This window comes from Streptomyces sp. NPDC021225 (genome assembly GCF_044332865.1).
GTDB lineage: Bacteria > Actinomycetota > Actinomycetes > Streptomycetales > Streptomycetaceae > Streptomyces.
Window position 1 is genome coordinate 1,435,694 of sequence record NZ_JBIRPV010000001.1, and the last position, 20,016, is coordinate 1,455,709.

Below are 20,016 nucleotides of genomic sequence, written 5' to 3' on the forward strand. Positions count from 1 at the left end.
GGCACGCCCCGCCCTGGCCAGGCCTTCCCGTACCCGCCCGCACCTCACCGTAAGGTCTCCCATGAGCACCCACCGCCTCGAACTCCTCCCCGCCGTCGATGTCCGCGACGGCCAGGCCGTACGCCTGGTCCACGGCGAGTCCGGCTCCGAGACGTCCTACGGCGACCCGCTGGAGGCCGCCCTCGCCTGGCAGCGGGCCGGCGCCGAGTGGCTGCACCTGGTGGACCTGGACGCGGCCTTCGGCACCGGCGACAACCGTGAGCGGATCGCCGAGGTCGTGCGCACCATGGACATCAAGGTCGAGCTCTCCGGCGGCATCCGCGATGACGCCTCGCTCGCCGCGGCCCTCGCCACCGGCTGCACCCGCGTCAACCTCGGCACCGCCGCGCTGGAGTCCCCGGAGTGGGTCGCCAAGATCATCGCCGAGTTCGGGGACCGCATCGCCGTCGGCCTCGACGTCCGCGGCACCACCCTGCGCGGCCGCGGCTGGACCCGCGACGGCGGCGACCTGTACGAGACCCTGGCCCGCCTGGACGCCGAGGGCTGCGCCCGCTACGTCGTCACCGACATCGCCAAGGACGGCACCCTCCAGGGCCCCAACGTGGAGCTGCTGAAGAACGTCTGCGCCGCGACCGACAAGCCGGTCGTCGCCTCCGGCGGCGTTTCCTCCCTTGACGATCTGCGTGCCCTTGCGACCCTGGTACCGGAGGGTGTGGAGGGCGCCATCGTCGGCAAGGCCCTCTACGCCAAGGCGTTCACCTTGGAAGAGGCGTTGGAGGCGGTATCCGTATGACCTCAGCCGAGAGTGTGCGGCGCGTCCAGGCGGACAGCCCCTGGGAAGAGACCATCGGCTTCGCCCGGGCCGTCGCGGCCGGTGACCGGGTCCTGGTCGCCGGGACGATGCCGCTGGTGGGCGGGGTCCTCCAGGGCGAGGGCGATCCGTACGAACAGACGCTGGCGGCCTTCCGCAACGCGCTGGACGCGCTGCGGAAGTTCGACCTCGGCGTCGAATCGGTCATCCGTACCCGTATGTATCTCACCCACGCGCGCGATGTGGACGAGGTGGGCCGCGCCCACAAGGAGCTCTTCGACGCCGTACGCCCCGCCGCGACCCTGGTCGTGGTGTCCGGCTTCGTCGACTCGCGTGTCCTGGTGGAAGTCGAAGTAGAAGCATTCCGAGGAGCCCGAGCGTCATGACCCTGGCGGTCCGAGTCATCCCCTGCCTGGACGTGGACAACGGCCGGGTCGTCAAGGGAGTCAACTTCCAGAACCTGCGGGACGCGGGCGACCCCGTCGAGATGGCCAAGATCTACGGCGAGGAGGGCGCCGACGAGCTGACCTTCCTCGACATCACGGCCTCCTCGGGCAACCGCGAGACCACCTACGACGTGGTGCGCCGCACCGCCGAGCAGGTCTTCATCCCGCTCACCGTGGGCGGCGGGGTCCGCACCGTGGACGACGTCGACAAGCTGCTGCGGGCCGGCGCGGACAAGGTCGGCGTCAACACGGCCGCCATCGCCCGCCCCGAGCTGATCCGGGAGATCGCCGAGCGCTTCGGCAGCCAGGTCCTGGTCCTGTCCGTCGACGCCCGCCGCTGCGCGCCTACTCCCGACGGGGGACCGGTCACCCCGTCCGGCTACGAGGTCACCACCCACGGCGGCCGCCGCGGCACCGGCATCGACGCCGTCGAGTGGGCCCACCGCGCCGCCGAGCTGGGCGCGGGGGAGATCCTGCTGAACTCGATGGACGCCGACGGCACCAAGGACGGCTATGACACCGCCATGATCGAGGGGGTGCGCAAGCACGTCACCGTCCCCGTCATCGCCAGCGGCGGCGCCGGCCGGCTCGCCGACTTCTCCCCGGCGATCGACGCCGGCGCGGACGCGGTCCTCGCCGCCTCGGTCTTCCACTTCGGTGACCTGCGCATCGGCCAGGTCAAGGAGGCGCTGCGGGAGGCGGGGCACCCGGTGCGCCTGTAGGGGGTGTCACCCGCTGATGTCGAAGGCGCGCAGCACTCGCCCGCCCTTCGGGTCGTCGATCTCCTGGTTGACCACGTAGAGCGTGCCTCCCCACACGCCGGCGGTCAGGCTCTGTACGCGGCTCAGCGAGTGCCGGGGGGTGAGGAGCAGGCCCCGGGGCTCCTCCTTGCCGTCCCGCAGCCCGATGGAGACGACGTTCGGATCCTGCCCCGGCTGCTCGGGGGCCTTCACGGCGAGCACCTTGCCGGACTCCAGGCCGACCTGGATCGTGTCCGCCTTGGACCACAGCACCGTGCCGGTCCTGAGGTCGGTGGCCCCCAGGCCCGAGGTGTTGTCGTAGGAGGACAGCAGTACCGAGTCGTCCCCGACGGCGGTGGCCGTGGGGTCGAACTGGAGGTTCTTGCGCTTGCCCGTCATCGGGAAGGTCTTGTCGGGCTTTCCGTCCTTCGTATAGGTCTGGAGATAGCGCTTGGTGTCGTTGCTGTCTTCTTCCTCGGCGAGCATGAGCGTCAGCGGGTCGTTCCCCACCACCAGCTCCACGTCCCGCTTCTCGTTCGGGAACTTCCAGGAGTCGGCATCTCCGTCCCGTAGATCCAGGATGCTCAGCTGGTTTTCCGGCGTGACGTCGCTGCAACTGCTGGAGGCGGCCAGATAGCCGGCGGACCACGCGATGTCGGTCCCGCAGTCGCGGCCGCGTGACGTCAGCGTCCACTTCTTCTCGCCCCCGGAGATGGCATAGGCCGACACCGGGCCGATCCCCGCGACCACCACGTCCTCGCCGACCTCGACATGCGGCGTGAGGGATTTGCTGTCGCGCGCCAGGTTCTTGGACCACAGGGTCCGTCCGGTGTCCGTGTCGAAGACGACGAGGTACGCGCAGTCATCGCCGCCGGCGTCATAGACGGCGGCGCCGACACCGTCGGAGTTCGGGCGCGGGGCTATGGCACAGACCTCGCTCGCCCCCTTCGGCGTTCGCACCGTCCACAGCGTCCTGCCGGTTTCGGGGTCGAAGGCGCGTACGCCGTTGTCGTCGGCGTAGACGGGGCCGCGCGAGGTGGTCCAGAGGGCGGGCAGTCCGCTGAGGGTGCCGCGGACGTGCGCGTCGGGCAGCCGAGTCTCCCACTTCTGCCGCAGGGCGTGGGCCGGACGCGATGACTTCTTCGCCGCCGGGTCGCCGGAGCGGTCGTGCTCGAACAGCGCGACCGCGATGCCGCCTGCCAGCAGCAGCACGACGATGGCGAGGATGGCCGTGACCCTGCCCCCGCCGCGCCGCGGGGGCGGCGGGGGAGTCGGCCACGGCGGGCCCGGGGCGGCCCCGGGGGCACCCCCGGGCCCGCCGGGCTGCTGCTGCGGATAGGCGGGCAGCGTGGGCTGTGGCCCGGCGGCGGGCGGGGTCGGGGGTCTCGGCGGTACGGGTGGCCGCTGGTTCGCCGGCTGTCCGTCCTCGTTGCCGCCCTCGTATGTCACCGTTCCGACCCCCGTCCAGTCATGACCGGGCCACGTCATGTGCCCGTTTGAAGAGACGACGACAGGCGCCGAAGCGTTGCACGTGGTACCAGTTGTACGTTGCGCCAAGGGCGGGGCGGCCGGCCGGACTCCGCCTCCGCGCGCTCATGGCTCAGATCCCCAAGCGGGCCGCGATCCCGTCGAGGACGGCGTCGAGCCCGATCTCGAACTGCCACTGCGCGTCGTCCTTGCGGGTCGCCTCGTTGATGTAGCGGGCGTATGTCGGGTACCGGCCGGTGTTCATCAGCCAGCTCATGCGCGGGGCGAGGGCGATGCGCGTCTCGTCGGCGCTGGACCACCCCTGCTCCTGCATCAGCTCCGCGAGGCCGATCTCCCGGTCCACGGCGCCTTTCACATAGGAGTCCACGGCGCGGCAGACCGCCATCATCGTGTCGACGTCCAGATCGAGCTCGGCGAGCGAGGCGAGGGCGCTTTCGACCACGGCCACTTGGTTCGGGGTCAGCGTGAACACCGCCGCGCGGGCCACCCAGGGGTGCTGGAGGAGCACCGCCCTGGTGCGCTGGGCGAGCGCCCGCGCGGCCTGCCGCCAGTCCTTGGCGCCCTCGGGCGGCGTCATCTCGCCGTAGACATGGTCGACCATCAGCTCGAGGAGCTCGTCCTTGCCCGACACATAGCGGTACGCGGCCATCGGGGCGACCCCCAGATCGGTCGCGAGGCGGCGCATGGTGACGGCGTCGAGGCCTTCCGCGTCGGCGATCGCCACCGCGGCCTGGGCGATACGCCGGGGGGTGAGCGTGGAGCGCGGGGCGGGGGCCGGGCGGTCCAGCCGCTCCCACAGGAAGGCGGGCTCCGGCCGCTCGGACCGCTCCGGCTTTTTCCGAGGGGGCATGGGGTGAGCTCCTTTCAGGACCGCCCAGTGTACAGAGTATTCATGAGTGGACAACGTACACAGTCATGCGTACGTTGTATCTCGACGGATACGTTGTACACATCGAACGGAGCCTCTCCATGAACGACCTCAACGACGGCCCCCTGCGGGTGGCGGTCCTCGTCGGCAGCACCCGGGACGGCCGCTTCGGGCCCGTGGTGGCCGAGTGGACGGCCGGCCACATCGCCCAGCGCGAGGACATGGAGGCCGACCTTGTCGACCTGGTCGAGACCCCGGTGCCGACCGTCATGCCGGCGTTCGGGCAGCAGCCGTCGGAGGAGGATGTGGCGCTGCTCGGCGCCGTCGCTCCGCGCCTGGCGGCGGCCGACGCGTTCGTCATCGTCACCCCGGAGTACAACCACAGCTACCCGGCGGCCCTGAAGAACGCGATCGACTGGCACAACCCGCAGTGGCACGCCAAGCCGGTCGCTTTCGTCTCCTACGGCGGCATCTCCGGCGGCCTGCGCGCCGTCGAACACCTGCGGGGCGTCCTCGCCGAACTGCACGCGGTGACCATCCGCAACACCGTCAGCTTCCACAACTACGGCGACAAGTTCGACGCGGACGGCAAGCCCCTGGACCCGGAGTGCGACGCCGCGGCCAAGTCCCTGCTCGACCAGCTGGCCTGGTGGGGGCTGGCGCTGCGGGACGCCCGCGCCGCCCGCCCGTATACCGGCTGAGGCGGGGGAGCGCGGCCATGACCGGCGACGCCACGACCGGCGACCCGGGGGACACGCCCCCTCCCGCCCGGCGGAACCCTCCCTACCTGGGCATCTTCGGCCTGATGCTCGGCATCTTCCTCGCCACACTCGACGGGCAGATCGTCGGCGTCGCACTGCCGACCATCGTCGGCGACCTGGGCGGCCTCGACCACTTCTCCTGGGCCGTCACGTCCTACCTGCTCACCCTGGCCGCGACCACCCCGATCTGGGGCAAACTCGGCGACCTCTACGGCCGCAAAGGCGCCTACCTCTGGTCCGTGGTGCTCTTCCTGATCGGCACCGTCCTGTGCGGGCTCGCGCAGAACATGGGACAACTCATCGCCTTCCGCGCCGCCCAGGGCCTCGGGGCCGGCGGTCTCATGGTCGGTGCGATGTCCGTCATCGGCGTACTGATCCCCGCTCAGGAACGCGGCCGCGTCCAGTCGATGATCGGCGTGATGCTGCCCGTCGCCTTCGTCGGCGGGCCGCTGCTCGGCGGATTCATCACCGACGTCCTGGACTGGCGCTGGGTCTTCTACGTCAACGTGCCCTTCGGTATCGCCGCGCTGCTCGCCGTCGGCAAGGGCGTACGGCTGCCACAAGCGCGCGCCGGCGGACGGATCGACTACCCCGGTACGGCCCTGCTGACCGCCGCCATCCTGTCCCTCACCCTGCTGGCCGGCTGGGGCGGCACCCGCTACGGCTGGGCCTCACCGCAGATCGTGCTGCTCGGCGCGGTGGCCGCCGCGGCCCTCGCGGCGTTCCTCCGGGTGGAACGGCGCGCGACGGAGCCCGTCATCCCGCTGCGGCTGTTCCGCAGCCGTGACTTCGCCCTCGCCCAGGTCCTCAGCTTCCTGGTCGGCGCCGCGCTGATCACGGTGGCGAACTACCTGCCCCAGTACATGCAGTTCGTGCAGGGCTCCTCCTCCACCGTCAGCGGCATGCAGGGCCTGCCCCTGATGATGGGCATGCTGGCGGCGCAGCTCATCACCGGCCGGCTGATGGACCGGGGCGGTCTGGAACGCGTGGTGCCGATCACCGGCGCCGCCCTCACCGTCACCGGCGTGTTCCTGCTGCTCCTGCTCGACACCGGCACCCCGGTGTTCGCCGCCTCGGCCCTCCCCCTGGTGTTCGGCGCCGGCGTCGGCATGCTGATGCAGAGCACGCTGCTCACCACGATGAACACCGCCCCGCCGCGCGACATGGGCGCCGCCACCGGCACCGTCACCCTGCTGCGTACGATCGGCGGCTCACTCGGCGTCGCCGCCCTCGGCGCCGTACACATCGGCCGGATGACGGCCGAACTGGCCGACCGGCTCGGCCACCGCACCGCCGAAAGGCTCACCTCCACGGGCGAGGTGACCCCGGCCTCGGTCGACAGGATGCCCGCCCAGGTGCGCCACGCCGTCCAGGAGGCGTTCATCGGCGGACTGCACGGCGTCCTCATCGGCACGGCCGTCCTCGCCGCGGCCGCTTTCGCCCTCGCCTGGTTCGTCGGGGGAAACGTGGCCGCCAAGCCGTCCGATCCGGCGGAAGAGACGGACCGCGCCCGGATCCCGACGACGGCGACGGACTGAGACCTTGTCACACCGCCCCGACAGAGAAAGCAGACCAGCCATGTCCAGCACCTCCGCGGCACGCGCCAAGGATGTCCTGCTGCGTCCCTTCACCGTGGGCGACCTCACCCTCCCCAACCGGATCGTGATGGCGCCGATGACCCGTGAGTTCTCGCCCGGCGGCATACCGGGCGGGGATGTGGCGGCGTACTACGCCCGGCGGGCCGCGGGCGGGGTGGGCCTGATCATCACCGAGGGGACGTACATCGGCCATGAATCGGCGGGCAGCAGCGACCGCGTCCCCCGTATCCACGGAGAACAGGCCCTGGCGGGCTGGGCCGGGGTGACGGACGCGGTGCACAGCGCCGGCGGGAAAATCATGTCCCAGCTGTGGCATGTGGGTATGGACCGCAAACCCGGCACCCCGCCCGTGCCCGCCGCCCCGCCCATGGGCCCCTCCGGCATCGCCGTCGACGGTACGGAGTCCGGCCGGGCGATGACCCGGACGGACATCGACGATGTTGTCGCGGCCTATGCCACGGCTGCCGAAGCCGCCGAGCGGATCGGGTTCGACGGCGTGGAGATACACGCGGGCCATGGCTATCTCATCGACCAGTTCCTCTGGGAGCGGACCAACCGGCGTACCGATGCCTACGGCGGGAACCTCGTCGCCCGCTCCCGTTTCGCCGCCGAAGTCATCGCCGCGGTCCGCCGGGCGGTCTCGTCGGGTTTCCCGATCACCCTCCGTTTCTCACAGTGGAAGATGGGCGCCTACGACGCCAGGCTCGCCCGCTCGCCGCAGGAACTCGAAGCCCTGCTCGCCCCGCTGGCGGACGCCGGAGCCGACGCCTTCCACTGCTCCACCCGCCGCTTCCACCAGCCCGAGTTCGAAGGGTCCGACCTCAACCTCGCAGGCTGGACGAAGAAGCTCACGGGCAAGCCTTCGATCTCCGTCGGCGCGATCGGCCTCGACAACGAGTTCACCGATGTGATCCAGGGCCGACAGGGCGAGGTCACGGGCATCGGAGAACTGCTCGACCGGATGGAGCGCGACGAGTTCGACCTCGCCGCGGTCGGCCGCGCCCTGCTCGGCGACCCCGACTGGCTCACCAAGGTCCTGACCGACCGCACAGCGGACCTCAGCCCCTTCCACGTGGGCCTGCTCGCCGCCCTGAACTGAGCTGCTCCGACTCCGGGTCGGCGCGCCCGTCCCGTGGGGCGATCGGGTCATCGCATCCCACCCGCGTGATTCACGCGCCGACGGCCATCACCGATGAGTTCCGGCGACGGGATCGGTCTGCCCATATGGAGGCCAGGAGACAGACCCGGCCCGGAAGGAGGACCAGCTATGGCGAACGTCGATGTCGTCCGCGCATGTATGGAGAGCTATCTCGCACAGGACCGTGAAACCGCGGACCGGCTGATCGCCGAGGACTTCGTCTTCACGAGCCCGCAGGACGACCACATCGACAAGGCCGCGTTCTTCGAACGCTGCTTCCCCACGGTCGATCGCCTCCGGTACCAGAAGGTCCTGGAAGCGGTCCCAGCCGGGGGCGACGACGTCTTCCTCCTCTACGAGTACGAACTGAAGACCGGCGGACGCTATCGCAATGTCGAGCTGATCACCGTGCGGGACGGAAGGCTCACCGAGACCCAGGTCTTCTTCGGCGGCCTGGTCCGGGAGACATGAGCGCCGAACCCCCCCGGTCACGCGTCGAAGTCGTACTCCAGGATGGAGGAAGCGGCATCGAGCACCATCTCATTGACCTCCACGCCCACATTCGCCCGTCGGCTTGGAACGATGGCAGCCATGGATGCCCAGTCACAGCCTGACCCCACAACCTTCCCGGAGACGACCGGTTCCGGCGCGGTCGCTGAGTACGCCCGAGAAGCCCGGAGACTGGTCTTGGCCCGCTACCCGGACGCGCTCGGTGCCGCGCTCGGCGGGTCCAGCGCCTCCGGTCGGGCCACCCCTGGCAGCGACCTCGACATCGCTGTCCTTCTCCCTGACGACGGCATCAGCCGCCGAGAAGTGCTCCGTCACGAAGGCCGCCTCGCCGAGGTGTTCCTGCACACCCGTGCCGACTTGGGGGAGGTGTTCGCGGCAGCCAGGGCCAGCCGCCGGGCGACCGCGCTCTTCATCTACGCCGAGTCCGTCTTGCTGCACGACCCGGATGGCCATGTCGAAACCTGGCGTGCCGAGGCCCAGGCCCTGCTCGCTGCCGGGCCCGAACCCCTTACCCCGAACGAGAGCGAGCTCGGCCGCTTCCTGCTCACCGACCTTCTGGACGACTTGGCCGAGACCGGTCTCGGCAGTGACCGCCATGAGCAACTGGCCATCGCCGACCGGACGCTGAACGAAGCCGCACATCTCCTGATCGCTCATCGCCGCGCCTGGAACGGGGCCGGCAAGTGGCTGCCCCGGCGCCTGACCGCGGCCGATCCGGTCCTCGGCCGGGAGTTGCTCCGTGGGCACCTCGCCGTTGCCGAGCGCGCCGACCCGGCACCGCTGACCACCGCGGCCCGCGGCGTGCTGGAGCTGCTGGGCGGTCCCCTCCGGGAGGGATACGTCGGGCACTGGCGCCCATCTGCCGGGCACGGAGCCGCCGAGTCATAGCCGAGGTTTCTCCGGCGGCCGCGTTGCCCAGTTCAGGCACTCGGCTGCCGGGGAAGGCGGGTCGCGGCGGTGAGGCCGAGGACGCCGATGACCGCGAGTGTGCTCATCGCGGCCGCGTAGGCGTGGGTGGTGAGGTTGGCGACGAGGATCGTGCCGGCGATGGCCGTGCCGAGCGAGGATCCGAGGTTGGACACGCTGCGTGAGAGGCCCGAGATCTCGCCCTGCTGCTCCTCGGGGAAGCTCGACTGGACGATGTTGACCGAGGGGGTCAGCATCAGCCCGAGGCCCAGTCCGATCACGAGGAGCCCGGGCGCGAGGGCCCAGGGGCTCGGGGAGCCGCCGACCAGGGCGAGGAGGATGACGATGCCGGCGATCGTGGCGCCGAAGCCCGTCACGATCAGGGTCCGCTGGGCGCGTCGCTTCGCCAGGCGTTCGGCGGCCAGCGACGACGCGAGCAGGCCGAGGGTGGCCGCGGTGAAGATGACGCCGGTCTGGATCGCGTCGTAGCCGCGTACGACCTGGAGGTACGCCGCCACCACGAAGGACGTCCCCATGAGCATCAGCCACTGGACGTTCTGGGTGACGAGGCCGAGGTTGGAGGTGCGGTCGCGGAACAGGCTCATGGACAGCAGAGGCTCTTCGCCGGCCCGTTCCTTGGCGCGCACCCACCGGAAGAACCACACCAGCACGAGCGCGCCGAGCACGAGCAGGCCGAGCATCAGCCAGAGGTTGTTGTCGGCGGCCAGGATGCCCATGACGAGGAGCACCAGGCCGACCGCCGAGAGCACTGCCCCGCGCGTGTCGAAGGGGCTCGTGGGATCCGGTGGCAGCGGATCCCGGACGCGGCGGCTGAGCAGCACGATGAGCGCGATCACCAGGGCCTGGAACACAAACGCGGCCCGCCAGCCGAGCGTCGAGGTGATGAGCCCGCCGATCAGCGGCCCGGCGGCGGCGCCGATGCCGCCCAGCGCCATGATGACGCCGAACGCACGGGCGCGTGAGGTCACCTCGGTGAAGTAGAGCGTGGTGAGGATGTAGACGGGCGGGATGAGCAGGGCCGTGCCGACGCCTTCCAGGATCGAGTTGCCCAGGATGAGCACGCCCAGGGCGGGGGAGGCCGCGCTCAGCAGCGCGCCGACGCCGTACACGATCAGCCCGGCCAGGAAGCACCGCTTGCGGCCGTAGCGGTCGGTCAGCTTTCCGCCGGGGATCATCAGGGCGGCCATGACCAGCAGGAAGACCGTGATGGCGACCTGTACGCCCTGCACGCTGGTGTTCAGGTCCCTGCTGATGTCGTTGATCATGACGTTCATGTTGGAGCCGGCGAAGCTACAGATGAACTGGGCGAGGGCGAGCGGCACCAGTACCCCTCGCAGTGCGCTGTGCGGGCGTTCCGGGGCCGGGGCTGCTGCTTCGGTCATCGCGTATCACATGGGTGCGGTGGTCATCGGCGGCCGGGATTCGGCCTGGTCGAGCTGTTTGTCGAGCGCCATGGCCGCGGCGACCAGGGCGAGATGCGTGAAGGCCTGGGGGAAGTTGCCCAGCTGCTCACCCGAGGGGCCGATCTCCTCGGCGAACAGACCGACGTGGTTGGCGTAGGTGAGCATCTTGTCGAAGGCGTAGCGGGCCTGGGTCAGCCGGCCGGTCCGGGCGAGCGCCTCGACGTAGAGGAAGCTGCACAGGTTGAAGGTGCCCTCGGAGCCGCGCAGCCCGTCGGGGGAGGCCTCGGGGTTGTAGCGGTAGACGAGGCTGTCGCTGACCAGTTCCTGGTCCATGGCGTCGAGAGTGGTCAGCCATGCGGGGTCGCGCGGGGAGAGGAAGCCGACTCGGGGCATCAGCAGCAGCGATGCGTCCAGTACGTCGGTGTTGTAGTGCTGGACGAACGCCTCCCGCTTCGCACTCCAGCCGCGTTCGACGATCTGGTGGAAGACCGCGTCGCGGGCGCGTGTCCAGCGGGCGGTGTCGGCGGGGCGGGAGTACTCGGCGGCCAGCCGGATGCCGCGGTCGAAGGCGACCCAGGCCATCAGCCGGCTGTACGTGAAGTCCTGGCGGCCGCCCCGGGTCTCCCAGATCCCTTCATCGGGCCGGTCCCAGGCGTCGGCGAGCCAGTCCAGCATGGACGAGAACGCCCGCCAGCCTCGCAGGCCCCCGATGTCGCCGGCCCGGGCCAGGGTGTCGGCCGCCTCGCCGTAGATGTCGAGCTGGATCTGGTCCGCGGCCGCGTTGCCGATCCGGACCGGGGCCGATCCCCGGTAGCCCTCGAGGTGCCCGAGGGTCTCCTCGGTGAGGCGGGGGTCGCCGTCGACCCGGTACATGATCTGAAGCGGCTCGCCCGAGGCGGTGCCCGCGGTCCCGATGCGCTCGCGCAGCCAGCCGCGGAAGACCTGAGCCTCCCGGACGAAGCCCAGGTCGACCAGGATCCGCGCCGACAGGGAGGCGTCGCGGATCCAGGTGTACCGGTAGTCCCAGTTGCGCTCACCGCCGATCTGCTCGGGCAGCCCCGCGGTGGCCGCGGCGATCGATGCCCCGGTCGGGTCGTAGGTGAGCAGCTTCAGGGTGATCGCCGAGCGGTTGACGATGTCCCGCCAGCGTCCCCGGTAGGTGCAGGAGCGCAGCCACCCGAGCCAGAAGGCGCGGCAGGCCTCCAGCTCGTCACGGATGGCGCTCGACGACAGCGGGGTCGGGGCGGGCCCGCCGCTGGAGACGCTGGTGAGGACGACGGCGGCGATCTCGCCCGCCCGGAGGGTGAAGCGGGCCGTGATGTCGCCGCCGCTCTCGTCACCGCGGTCGTTCTGCAAAGCGATCTGTTCGGAGGCCTGGAGATGCAGATCCGTGCCGGGGCCCCGGAAGACCGCCGAGCGGTCGCCGGTTCGGGCGAGCGTGTGCGGCGCACGCCCGTAGTCGAACCGCGGGCGGCAGACGAGCGTGAACGGCAGCGCGCCCCGCACCACCCGCGCGAGCCTGATCAGCCGGTGCCGGTCGGTCGGCGCCGCGCCCTGGAGCGGTGTCATGAAGTCGGCGACCTCGCCGACGCCGCCGGGAGCCATGAACCGGGTGACCAGGACCGCGGTGTCGGACAGATACAGCTGACGGACCGTGCCCGCGCCGTCGTCCCCGCCGGGGAGATCCGCGGCGAGCCGGCAGTAGCCGCCCCGCTCGCTGTCCAGGAGGGACGCGAACACGCTGGGCGAGTCGAAGCGCGGCGTACACCACCAGTCGACCGATCCCTCGGAGGACACCAACGCGGCGGTCTGAAGATCGCCGACCATGCCGTGATCGGCGATCGGCGGGTAGCGGTTCACCGGGACTCCTCCTTCGCCCGGGCTGCCCGGGCTGCCGGGGGGAGAGAGACAAGCCCACCGTACGGCCGGTCGTTGTTCTCCCGCCCGTCCCCAGCTTGCTCCGGTTTGCGAGGGTTTGCACCCCAGCGCCCGTACGGCTTCCGCGCGCCCGTACGGCTTCCGCGCGACGCGGCGCACCGGCCCACTGCGCGAGGACCTGACGGGGCTGCTGTACGAGCGGACCCGGGATGGCGCGGAGTACGTCTTCGGCGACGGCGTCGCGGCCCTCCAGCATCCCTCGGGATTGCAGGTGGCGATCTTCCGTGCGGAACGCGATCTCGTGTCGTGCGCCCCGACCATCACCCGGACCGGCTACCCGGGACCCCACGTTGTCCTCGTGGAAGTGCTCCAGGAGGCCGCCCGCCGACGAAACGCACGGTGCCGTCGGAGTTGTCGGAGACCTTGAACCCGTGGACCTCCGCGTCTCTGACGATCCCCTTGACTTTGTCCTGACTCGCAGTCAGCTGGTCATACGCGTCGTCCAGGACGGCATAGCTGCTGCCGGCCTCCTTGTGCAGGTCCTCGAACTCTTTCGCGGTCTTGCGGACGAATTCATGCGTGACGGTCGCGTTGAGCCCAGCCCACCGCACACCTTCCGACTTCTTCAGCAGTCCCGAACGCGCATCGCTCACCAGCTTCTTCAAACCATCGACAACGGTCTTCCAGTCCATGGCCGCGATCATGAGATTTCCCAGATCGACCTCGACGAGATCCGTTTAAGTGAGAGTCCCCATCGTCATTCCCCCGTTTCCGCTACTTCACCATCTTGGATATCTCGGAAACGCTGACGGCCGAGCCGTCCCGGTGTCGAAGCGAGGCCGCGATCAGTTCGTCGTCGTTCGCGTGACTCTTCTTCGAGTAGTCCAGGTGATTGGAGATATGGGCGCACATCTGCAACATGGTATTCACCTGGGAAGTCCAGACGGACACCGTCGTGCTCAACTCGTCGCCCATGGTGAAGTTATGGTCGCTCAGCGCCTTGGCCGACTGCATGGACGACCCCACGCCGTCCTTGTCCGCCCCGGCCCCGGCGATGTCGGCCGTCTTCTGGAGCTCCCCGTGCAGGACGAAGGCCTCGTGCCCCACGGCGCCCAAGTCGTCCTGGTGAACGATGAGATCGGAGGCCTTGCCGCCGTCCTCGCCCCCGCCGCCCCCGCCGGCCGCGGCAAGCTGGTTGAGTCGCGTATGGGCGCTCTGCTGCCCGGCTGCTTCGGCCTTGAGCTGAGACCACTCGCTATCGAAGGACATTTCCCCGTTACCTCCCGTAAAGAACATCAGCGCGTCCGGTGTTGCGGCCGTCGCTCCCCTGGCTCGCCGCGCCACATCGCGAATAAAAACGCATGCCAGCTGAATCGGATGACATCATTCCGGCTGCGGCCGGGCCCCAGGAGCAGCGGATCGACCACCGCGACATCGAGGGGCGGAAGCGGGCGCTCGCCGGCCGGATGGCCGCCGTCCGCTGGGGAGGGGCGGGGGAGGGCGCAGGGCGGCGTCGGCGGGGACGTGGGCCGGCGCCGACCCGGCACCGGCCCCTCCGGTCGTGCGCGCGCAGACACCTTGGGCTTCCCATGGCCACCGGGCTCCACCGTCGCGACTCCCCCGTTATACGTCCAGCAGAGTGTGGTACTGGGTGTGGCCCGCGTCGGACGGGTCTCCGCCGTGGATCTTGGCCAGTGCGCGCTTGACCAGAAGGTCGGTCGTGACGGCCCGGCGCATTTCATGATTGACGGCTTCGGTGTACGACTGCGTGGAGTCCAGTGACCACCGCGACCCGCCCTCCCCGGACTCATGGAAACTCACGGTGCCGTCGGAGTCGTCGGAGACCGTGAACCCGTCTTCCTGCGCCCTTGCGACGAGCCACTTGACTTTGGACTGAATCTTGGTCAGCTCGGAATGCCCGTCGTCCAGGATGACCCAGATGCTGTTGGCCTCCTTGTACAGGTCCTCGAACTCTTTCACGGTCTTCTTGACGAATTCATGCGTGACGGTCGCGTTGAGCCCAGCCCACCGCGCACCCTCCGACTTCTTCAGCAGTCCCGAACGCGCATCGCTCACCAGCTTCTTCAAACCATCGACAACGGACTTCCAGTCCGTGACCGCGGTACTGAGCTTTCCCAGATCGACCCCGACGAGATCCGTGTAAGTGAGAGTCCCCATCGTCATTCCCCCGTTTCCGCTACTTCACCATCTTGGATATCTCGGAAACGCTGACGGCCGAGCCGTCCCGGTTTCGGAGCGAGGCCGCGATCAGTTCGTCGTCGTTCGCGTGACTCTTCTTCGAGTGGTCCAGGTGATTGGAGATATGGGCGCACATCTGGAGCTCCCCGTGCAGAACGAAGGCCTCGTGCCCCACGGCGCCCAAGTCGTCCTGGTGAACGATGAGATCGGAGGCCTTGCCGCCGTCCTCGCCCCCGCCGGCCGCGGCAAGCTGGTTGAGTCGCGTATGGGCGCTCTGCTGCCCGGCCGCGTCCGCCTTGAGCTGAGACCACTCGCTGTCGAACGACATTTCCCCGTTACCTCCCGAAGAGGACATCAGCGCGCCCGGCGCTGCGGCCGTCCCTCCCCTGGCCCGCCGCACCACATCGCGAATAAAAACGCATGCTAGCCGAATCGGATGACATCACTCCGGCTGCGGCCGGGCAAAATCGGCCTCGATTCGTCAGCGGGGTTCGATCGCTGATACGACACCGAGGGGCAGAAGCGCGCGCTCACCGACCGGATGGCCGCCGTCCCCTGGCCGTCAGCGCGGTGTCGCTCAGCCGAGGCGGCCGTCGCCGTCGCGCAGCCGGGTCAGGGTCTGCTCCAGCTCGGCCTGGAGCACGCGGCCCGCCGTCTCCGCGTCTCCCCGCTCGATGGCCCGGACCAGCGCGGTGTGGGCCTCGTCGCCCGGGTTCGGCGTCCCGGCCGCTCCGGTCCGCAGGGCGAGCAGGTCCACCAGGTCGATCAGGCCCTGCCGCAGCCGGGGGGCGAACTCGGCGAACAGGTCCGTGAGCACGGGGTTGTGCGCGGCGCCGACCACCGCCGCGTGCAGCGCGATGTCGGCGTCGACGAACGAGGCGTCGTCGCCCGCGGCGGCGGCGCTCCGGGCGTCCAGGGCCGCGCCGAGGGCGGTGAGGTCGGCGTCGGTGCGGCGCAGCGCGGCCAGCCGGGCGGCCTGCACCTCGACCAGCATGCGCACCTCGAACACGTCCGTGACGGCCGCGCGGCGGAGCCGGGCCGGCCAGTCCTCGGCGGGCTCGGTGGCGATGACGAAGACCCCGGAGCCCTGTCGGGCCTGGACCAGCCCCGCTCCGGCCAGGGCGCGCACCGCCTCGCGCACGGTGGAGCGGCCCACGCCCAGCGTCTTGGCCAGGGTGGTCTCGCCGGGGAGCCTGGTGCCGACCGGCCAATGGCCCCCGGTGATCTCCTCGCGCAGCCGCGCGGCCGCCTGGTCGACCAGGGGAGTGGGACGGAGGGCGCCCAGCGGCATCCGGTTCACCTTTCAGGGAGCGACTTTCAGGGAGGGTCGTCTTATCGCTTTCGCGGAGGGTCATAGCTTCCCAGGAGCGCTCATGGCTTCCCAGGGGCGGCCGCTCCGCGGCACGTCCCCTCTCTCCAGTATTCCTCAGGTCCTCAGCTTGTCTGAGGACCTGAGGTGTGGCTAGCCTGTTCCGCATGACGCTGCGTGGTCTCCTTCTCGGCTGCCGCGGCGGGGCCTGATCCGACCGGCACCCCGCCGCGGAGTGCCGTGCTGCTCGCCGGTCGCCCTCCGATCGAGAGAAGGAAACCCCGGCCCCATGGCTGTTCATGACGACCACGTCCCCTCCTGGAACCCGCAGCGGCCCAGCGCCATGCCGTACCACCGCTACCGGTCCGTGTACGAGCGGGTCGCGGTGCCCCTGACCGACCGCGCCTGGCCGGCCCGCCGGATCGAGCGGGCACCGCTGTGGGTGCCGGTGGATCTGCGCGACGGCAACCAGGCCCTGGCCGAGCCGATGGACACCCCGCGCAAGCGCCGGATGTTCGACCTCCTGGTCGCGATGGGCTTCAAGGAGATCGAGATCGGCTATCCCTCCGCGAGCCGGACCGACTTCGACTTCGTACGCCACCTCGCGGAGAGCGACGCGGTCCCCGCCGATGTGACCGTGGTGGTCTTCACCCCGGCCCGGCGCGATCTGATCGAGCGGACCTTCGCCGCGATCGAGGGCCTGCCCCGCTCGGTGGTGCACCTCTACACCGCCACCGCCCCGGTCTGGCGCGAGGTGGTGCTCGGCCGCGGGCGCGCCGAGGTGCACGAGATGATCCGGGACGCCGCCGGGCATCTGGCCCGGCTCGCGGCGGCGCGGCCCGAGGACATCCGGTTCCAGTTCTCTCCGGAGGTCTTCAACCTCACCGAGCCCGACTTCGTGCTGGAGGTCTGCAACGGCCTCACCGCGCTGTGGGACGCCTGCCCCGAGCGGCCGGTGATCCACAACCTGCCCGCCACCGTCGAGTGCGCCACCCCCAACGTGTACGCCGACCAGATCGAGTACATGCACCGCCACCTGGAGCGGCGCTCGGACGTCGTCCTCTCCGTGCACCCGCACAACGACCGCGGCACCGGGGTCGCCTGCGCCGAACTGGCGGTCCTGGCGGGCGCCCAGCGCGTCGAGGGCTGTCTGTTCGGCAACGGCGAGCGCACGGGCAATGTCGACCTGGTCACGCTCGCCCTGAACCTGTACGCCCAGGGCGTGGACCCGATGATCGACTTCTCCGACATCGACGCCGTCCGCGACACCGTGGAGCACTGCAACCGGCTGCCCGTCCACCCCCGCCACCCCTACGGCGGCGAACTGGTCTACACGGCCTTCTCCGGCACCCACCAGGACGCCATCAGCAAGGGGCTGGCCAGGCACGCCCGGCAGGCCGTCGAGTCCGGGGTGCCGGAGGGGCAGGCGCCATGGGCGGTGCCGTATCTGCCCATCGACCCGGCCGACGTGGGGCGCACCTACGAGGCGGTCATCCGCGTCAACAGCCAGTCCGGCAAGGGCGGCATCGCCCATCTGCTGCGGGCGCACTACGGCCTCGACCTGCCGAAGCGGCTGCGCGCCGACTTCTCCCACGTCGTGCAGGCCGCCACCGACGACAGCGGCCGGGAGGCCACGGCGAAGGAGCTGTGGGAGCTGTTCCGGGGCGCGTATCTGGCGCCCGGTCACGACGGGCCGGTCACCCTCGCGTCATGGAGCACCGAGGAGACCGCCCCCGGCGAGCACCGGTTCGTCTGCGACCTGCGACACGCGGGCGACGGCGAACGCCGGTACGAGGGGACGGGCAACGGGCCGCTGTCCGCCTTCGCCGACGCCCTGGCGGGCGCCGGGCTCGCCGTGGACATCCTCGACTACGCCGAGCACGCGACCGCCGCGGGGCCCGGCAGCCCCGCCATGGCCTACGTCGAATGCCGCGTCGGCGACACCGTCCGCTGGGGGGCCGGTCAGGACACCTCCGTGCTCACCGCCTCGGTGCACGCCGTCCTGGCCGCGGTGAACCGGGCGCTGTGACCGTGGTGAGGTGAGGCGAGGGGGTGGTGCGCCGACGCTCCGACCGACGCGGGGCTAGAGGCCCAGCTTCGCGGTCTGGAGCGTGGCCACCGCCTCCTTGTCGCCCTCCAGCTCGACCCGGGCGACGTCCTGGCGGCCGAACAGAAAGACCGCCAGCTCTGCCGGTTCCGCGGTGACCGTGACCACCGGGGTGCCCCGGTGCGCCACCACCGTACGGCCGTCCGGGCGGCGCAGCACCAGGCCGACCGGGGACTTGCGGCCCACCACCTTGGCGATCCGCTCGACCCGGGACCACAGCGCGTCGGCGAAGACCGGGTCGATCTCGCGCGGCTGCCAGTTCGGCTGGGCCCGGCGGACGTCCTCGGCGTGCACATAGAACTCGACGGTGTTGGCCGCCTCGTCCACCTGCTTGACGGCGAACGGCGAGCTCCGCGGCGGGCCCTCGCGGAACAGCCGGACCAGCTCCGCGTACGGCTTCGCCGCGAACTCGGCCTGCACCCGGTCCAGCCGCTTGGCGAGCGGCTTGAGCAGCAGACCGGCGGCCGCGTCGGCGCGGCGCTCGCGCACGACCAGATGGGCGGCGAGGTCCTGGGTGGTCCAGCCCTCGCACAGCGTCGGGGCCTCGGGGCCTGCGGTCTCCAACAGGTCGGCCAGGAGCAGCCGTTCGCGCCTCGCGTGAGTGGACATACCGCCCACCCTACGACCGCCCCTCGGCCCCCGCCACTGGCACGCCGTGCCATCGCGCGCCCGGGGTGCCTCCGGGACGCCCCCGGAGCCACCCCGGATGAGGCCACGTCAGCCGTCAGCCGTCAGCCCGTCAGCCCGTCAGCAGCCGTCAGTCCGTCAGCCCGGAAGCGGCTTGCTCAGCTTCTTGCCGCCCGGGCCCGAGCTGAGCGTCAGGGCGCAGGAGACCTGGTCCTCGCCCTGGATCCGATAGGTGCCCAGCGCCGGGTACAGCGCGTAGTAGTAATACATCCGGCCGTCGTTCGGTATGGACTTCAGCCGTTTCTTGGCGTCCGTCTCGCACAGCGTGAGCGCCTTGTCCTGGATCTCCTTCTCGGTGGAGAAGTCCCCGGTCAGGGTCTCGTTGGCGACCACCTCGCCGTCATGCGGGCTGCTGCACCCCCGCTTCTCGATCTTCGTCACGCTGCTGTCCAGCGCGGGGTGGTCGAAGCACTCACCGGGCTTGAGCACCGCATACGGCACCAGGTCGCCGGGGTCCGCGGAGTCGGAGGACGAGGCCGAGGGGGACGTGCCGTCGTCGGGGACGTCGCTGCCGCCGCCCAGCGGCGCGCCCTGCCCGGGGTCGGCCGAGCCGGACCCTTCGTCGGAGGGGGAGGCGGACGCCGACGGGGAGGACGAGGCCGAGGCGGACGGAGAGCCCGAAGGGGAGCCCGACGACTTCGTGTCGTTGGACGCCTCGTTCTTGTCGCCGCTGTCCCGTGTGGCGAGGACGATTCCCCCGATGACCAGCGCGCCCGCCACCACCGCGGCGATGGCGATCGCCGCCGTCCTGGAGTTGCGGCCCGGCGGGGGCGGGGGCGGAGGCGGCAGTGAACCTGGAGGATAGGCACCGGGGGGAAGCGCGCCGGGGGGCTGGAACGCGCCGGGCGGGAGCGCACCGGAAGGCGGTGCGCCGGGCGGCAGCGCGGGGGAGGGCGGCCCGAAGCCGCCCGACGGCGGCAGCTGGCCCTGCGGCGCGGGCGGGCCGGGCTGTGTGGGCGGCCCGAAGCCCTGCTCGGGAGGTGGTCCGAAGCCCTGCTCCGGCGGTGGCCCGAACCCCCCGCCGTTTCCAGGCCGGTTGGGATCGTTCGGCGACGGCGGAAACGTCATGCCCGAAGCATGCCCCATCCCACCGACATCCGAGCCATCGGGATCCCACGCGCGCCCGGCGCCCCGGCGCGCGGCCCG

General features: G+C 70.7%; 20 protein-coding genes. 9 read left to right on the forward strand and 11 right to left on the reverse strand.

Going from position 1 to position 20,016, the window contains the following annotated elements; genetic code table 11:
• The first annotated feature begins 61 nt into the window (after positions 1 to 61).
• Genes priA through hisF form a run of 3 tightly spaced genes read left to right on the forward strand, consistent with a single transcriptional unit; the run spans position 62 to position 1,979 of the window.
• Positions 62 to 793, forward strand: coding sequence for a bifunctional 1-(5-phosphoribosyl)-5-((5-phosphoribosylamino)methylideneamino)imidazole-4-carboxamide isomerase/phosphoribosylanthranilate isomerase PriA (priA, locus tag ACH4S9_RS06600; protein WP_311724785.1), 732 nt, complete (start codon positions 62 to 64; stop codon positions 791 to 793).
• The gene (locus ACH4S9_RS06605) at positions 790 to 1,197 is read left to right on the forward strand and encodes a RidA family protein (RefSeq protein WP_352131010.1); all 408 of its coding nucleotides are present in this window, start codon (positions 790 to 792) and stop codon (positions 1,195 to 1,197) included. Before priA ends, ACH4S9_RS06605 begins: the two co-directional genes overlap by 4 nt.
• Positions 1,194 to 1,979: an imidazole glycerol phosphate synthase subunit HisF gene (gene hisF, locus ACH4S9_RS06610; RefSeq protein ID WP_398370180.1), complete on the forward strand. Its 786-nt coding sequence runs from the start codon at positions 1,194 to 1,196 to the stop codon at positions 1,977 to 1,979. The genes ACH4S9_RS06605 and hisF overlap by 4 nt, the downstream gene beginning before the upstream one ends.
• 6 nt (positions 1,980 to 1,985) lie before the next feature.
• Here hisF and ACH4S9_RS06615 read toward each other — a convergent pair whose 3' ends face one another.
• Together ACH4S9_RS06615 and ACH4S9_RS06620 are read right to left on the reverse strand one after the other, a co-directional pair.
• Positions 1,986 to 3,485: a PQQ-binding-like beta-propeller repeat protein gene (locus ACH4S9_RS06615; RefSeq protein ID WP_398370182.1), complete on the reverse strand. Its 1,500-nt coding sequence runs from the start codon at positions 3,483 to 3,485 to the stop codon at positions 1,986 to 1,988.
• 112 nt (positions 3,486 to 3,597) lie between these two features.
• Positions 3,598 to 4,335, reverse strand: coding sequence for a TetR/AcrR family transcriptional regulator (locus tag ACH4S9_RS06620; RefSeq protein WP_398370184.1), 738 nt, complete (start codon positions 4,333 to 4,335; stop codon positions 3,598 to 3,600).
• 119 nt (positions 4,336 to 4,454) lie between these two features.
• On the opposite strand from ACH4S9_RS06620, the gene ACH4S9_RS06625 reads away from it, so the two are divergent.
• The 5 genes from ACH4S9_RS06625 (at position 4,455) to ACH4S9_RS06645 (ending at position 9,248) form a co-directional block, all read left to right on the forward strand.
• Positions 4,455 to 5,054: an NADPH-dependent FMN reductase gene (locus tag ACH4S9_RS06625; RefSeq protein WP_385339275.1), complete on the forward strand. Its 600-nt coding sequence runs from the start codon at positions 4,455 to 4,457 to the stop codon at positions 5,052 to 5,054.
• Positions 5,055 to 5,071: 17 nt separating this feature from the next.
• A complete protein-coding gene (locus tag ACH4S9_RS06630) occupies positions 5,072 to 6,652 on the forward strand; it encodes an MDR family MFS transporter (protein WP_398370187.1) in 1,581 nt (526 codons plus the stop codon).
• Between the two features lie 40 nt (positions 6,653 to 6,692).
• A complete protein-coding gene (locus ACH4S9_RS06635) occupies positions 6,693 to 7,811 on the forward strand; it encodes an NADH:flavin oxidoreductase (protein ID WP_398370189.1) in 1,119 nt (372 codons plus the stop codon).
• A 168-nt stretch (positions 7,812 to 7,979) separates the two neighbouring features.
• On the forward strand, positions 7,980 to 8,321 hold the full coding sequence (locus ACH4S9_RS06640) for a nuclear transport factor 2 family protein (protein ID WP_311724793.1): 342 nt from the start codon (positions 7,980 to 7,982) through the stop codon (positions 8,319 to 8,321).
• Between the two features lie 120 nt (positions 8,322 to 8,441).
• Entirely contained in the window at positions 8,442 to 9,248 is an 807-nt protein-coding gene (locus ACH4S9_RS06645) for a nucleotidyltransferase domain-containing protein (RefSeq protein ID WP_398370191.1), read from the forward strand.
• A 32-nt stretch (positions 9,249 to 9,280) separates the two neighbouring features.
• Here ACH4S9_RS06645 and ACH4S9_RS06650 read toward each other — a convergent pair whose 3' ends face one another.
• The 7 genes from ACH4S9_RS06650 to ACH4S9_RS06680 all read right to left on the reverse strand — a co-directional run bounded on the left by ACH4S9_RS06650 (position 9,281) and on the right by ACH4S9_RS06680 (position 16,058).
• Positions 9,281 to 10,669 carry an MFS transporter gene (locus ACH4S9_RS06650; protein WP_398370193.1) on the reverse strand — a complete coding sequence of 463 codons (1,389 nt, stop codon included), beginning with the start codon at positions 10,667 to 10,669 and terminating at the stop codon, positions 9,281 to 9,283.
• 6 nt (positions 10,670 to 10,675) lie between these two features.
• Entirely contained in the window at positions 10,676 to 12,550 is a 1,875-nt protein-coding gene (locus ACH4S9_RS06655) for a glycoside hydrolase family 15 protein (protein ID WP_398370195.1), read from the reverse strand.
• A 338-nt stretch (positions 12,551 to 12,888) separates the two neighbouring features.
• Positions 12,889 to 13,260, reverse strand: coding sequence for a hypothetical protein (locus ACH4S9_RS06660; protein WP_398370197.1), 372 nt, complete (start codon positions 13,258 to 13,260; stop codon positions 12,889 to 12,891).
• 82 nt (positions 13,261 to 13,342) lie between these two features.
• On the reverse strand, positions 13,343 to 13,837 hold the full coding sequence (locus tag ACH4S9_RS06665) for a hypothetical protein (RefSeq protein WP_311724800.1): 495 nt from the start codon (positions 13,835 to 13,837) through the stop codon (positions 13,343 to 13,345).
• A 354-nt stretch (positions 13,838 to 14,191) separates the two neighbouring features.
• On the reverse strand, positions 14,192 to 14,746 hold the full coding sequence (locus ACH4S9_RS06670; protein WP_311724801.1) for a hypothetical protein: 555 nt from the start codon (positions 14,744 to 14,746) through the stop codon (positions 14,192 to 14,194).
• Between the two features lie 19 nt (positions 14,747 to 14,765).
• A complete protein-coding gene (locus tag ACH4S9_RS06675; protein WP_311724802.1) occupies positions 14,766 to 15,095 on the reverse strand; it encodes a hypothetical protein in 330 nt (109 codons plus the stop codon).
• Positions 15,096 to 15,344: 249 nt separating this feature from the next.
• Positions 15,345 to 16,058 carry an FCD domain-containing protein gene (locus ACH4S9_RS06680; protein ID WP_311724803.1) on the reverse strand — a complete coding sequence of 238 codons (714 nt, stop codon included), beginning with the start codon at positions 16,056 to 16,058 and terminating at the stop codon, positions 15,345 to 15,347.
• A 307-nt stretch (positions 16,059 to 16,365) separates the two neighbouring features.
• Between ACH4S9_RS06680 and leuA the strand changes: the two genes are divergently transcribed.
• Positions 16,366 to 18,105 (forward strand): 2-isopropylmalate synthase, encoded by a 1,740-nt coding sequence (gene leuA, locus ACH4S9_RS06685; protein WP_398370200.1) that lies wholly within the window; start codon positions 16,366 to 16,368, stop codon positions 18,103 to 18,105.
• Positions 18,106 to 18,159: 54 nt separating this feature from the next.
• Here leuA and ACH4S9_RS06690 read toward each other — a convergent pair whose 3' ends face one another.
• Both ACH4S9_RS06690 and ACH4S9_RS06695 read right to left on the reverse strand, forming a co-directional pair.
• Positions 18,160 to 18,792: a TIGR03085 family metal-binding protein gene (locus ACH4S9_RS06690; protein WP_398370202.1), complete on the reverse strand. Its 633-nt coding sequence runs from the start codon at positions 18,790 to 18,792 to the stop codon at positions 18,160 to 18,162.
• 156 nt (positions 18,793 to 18,948) lie between these two features.
• The gene (locus ACH4S9_RS06695) at positions 18,949 to 19,938 is read right to left on the reverse strand and encodes a hypothetical protein (protein WP_358846031.1); all 990 of its coding nucleotides are present in this window, start codon (positions 19,936 to 19,938) and stop codon (positions 18,949 to 18,951) included.
• Between the last annotated feature and the right edge of the window lie 78 nt (positions 19,939 to 20,016).

Coding starts and splice junctions, on each gene's coding strand:
- ACH4S9_RS06680 (WP_311724803.1), bottom strand. CDS start 16,058: ATGCCGCTGGGCGCCCTCCGTCCCACTCCCCTGGTCGACCAGGCGGCC.
- priA (WP_311724785.1), top strand. CDS start 62: ATGAGCACCCACCGCCTCGAACTCCTCCCCGCCGTCGATGTCCGCGAC.
- ACH4S9_RS06675 (WP_311724802.1), bottom strand. CDS start 15,095: ATGTCGTTCGACAGCGAGTGGTCTCAGCTCAAGGCGGACGCGGCCGGG.
- ACH4S9_RS06660 (WP_398370197.1), bottom strand. CDS start 13,260: ATGGACTGGAAGACCGTTGTCGATGGTTTGAAGAAGCTGGTGAGCGAT.
- ACH4S9_RS06650 (WP_398370193.1), bottom strand. CDS start 10,669: ATGACCGAAGCAGCAGCCCCGGCCCCGGAACGCCCGCACAGCGCACTG.
- leuA (WP_398370200.1), top strand. CDS start 16,366: ATGGCTGTTCATGACGACCACGTCCCCTCCTGGAACCCGCAGCGGCCC.
- ACH4S9_RS06670 (WP_311724801.1), bottom strand. CDS start 14,746: ATGGGGACTCTCACTTACACGGATCTCGTCGGGGTCGATCTGGGAAAG.
- ACH4S9_RS06665 (WP_311724800.1), bottom strand. CDS start 13,837: ATGTCCTTCGATAGCGAGTGGTCTCAGCTCAAGGCCGAAGCAGCCGGG.
- ACH4S9_RS06635 (WP_398370189.1), top strand. CDS start 6,693: ATGTCCAGCACCTCCGCGGCACGCGCCAAGGATGTCCTGCTGCGTCCC.
- hisF (WP_398370180.1), top strand. CDS start 1,194: ATGACCCTGGCGGTCCGAGTCATCCCCTGCCTGGACGTGGACAACGGC.
- ACH4S9_RS06605 (WP_352131010.1), top strand. CDS start 790: ATGACCTCAGCCGAGAGTGTGCGGCGCGTCCAGGCGGACAGCCCCTGG.
- ACH4S9_RS06625 (WP_385339275.1), top strand. CDS start 4,455: ATGAACGACCTCAACGACGGCCCCCTGCGGGTGGCGGTCCTCGTCGGC.
- ACH4S9_RS06620 (WP_398370184.1), bottom strand. CDS start 4,335: ATGCCCCCTCGGAAAAAGCCGGAGCGGTCCGAGCGGCCGGAGCCCGCC.
- ACH4S9_RS06690 (WP_398370202.1), bottom strand. CDS start 18,792: ATGTCCACTCACGCGAGGCGCGAACGGCTGCTCCTGGCCGACCTGTTG.
- ACH4S9_RS06630 (WP_398370187.1), top strand. CDS start 5,072: ATGACCGGCGACGCCACGACCGGCGACCCGGGGGACACGCCCCCTCCC.
- ACH4S9_RS06695 (WP_358846031.1), bottom strand. CDS start 19,938: ATGACGTTTCCGCCGTCGCCGAACGATCCCAACCGGCCTGGAAACGGC.
- ACH4S9_RS06615 (WP_398370182.1), bottom strand. CDS start 3,485: ATGACGTGGCCCGGTCATGACTGGACGGGGGTCGGAACGGTGACATAC.
- ACH4S9_RS06640 (WP_311724793.1), top strand. CDS start 7,980: ATGGCGAACGTCGATGTCGTCCGCGCATGTATGGAGAGCTATCTCGCA.
- ACH4S9_RS06645 (WP_398370191.1), top strand. CDS start 8,442: ATGGATGCCCAGTCACAGCCTGACCCCACAACCTTCCCGGAGACGACC.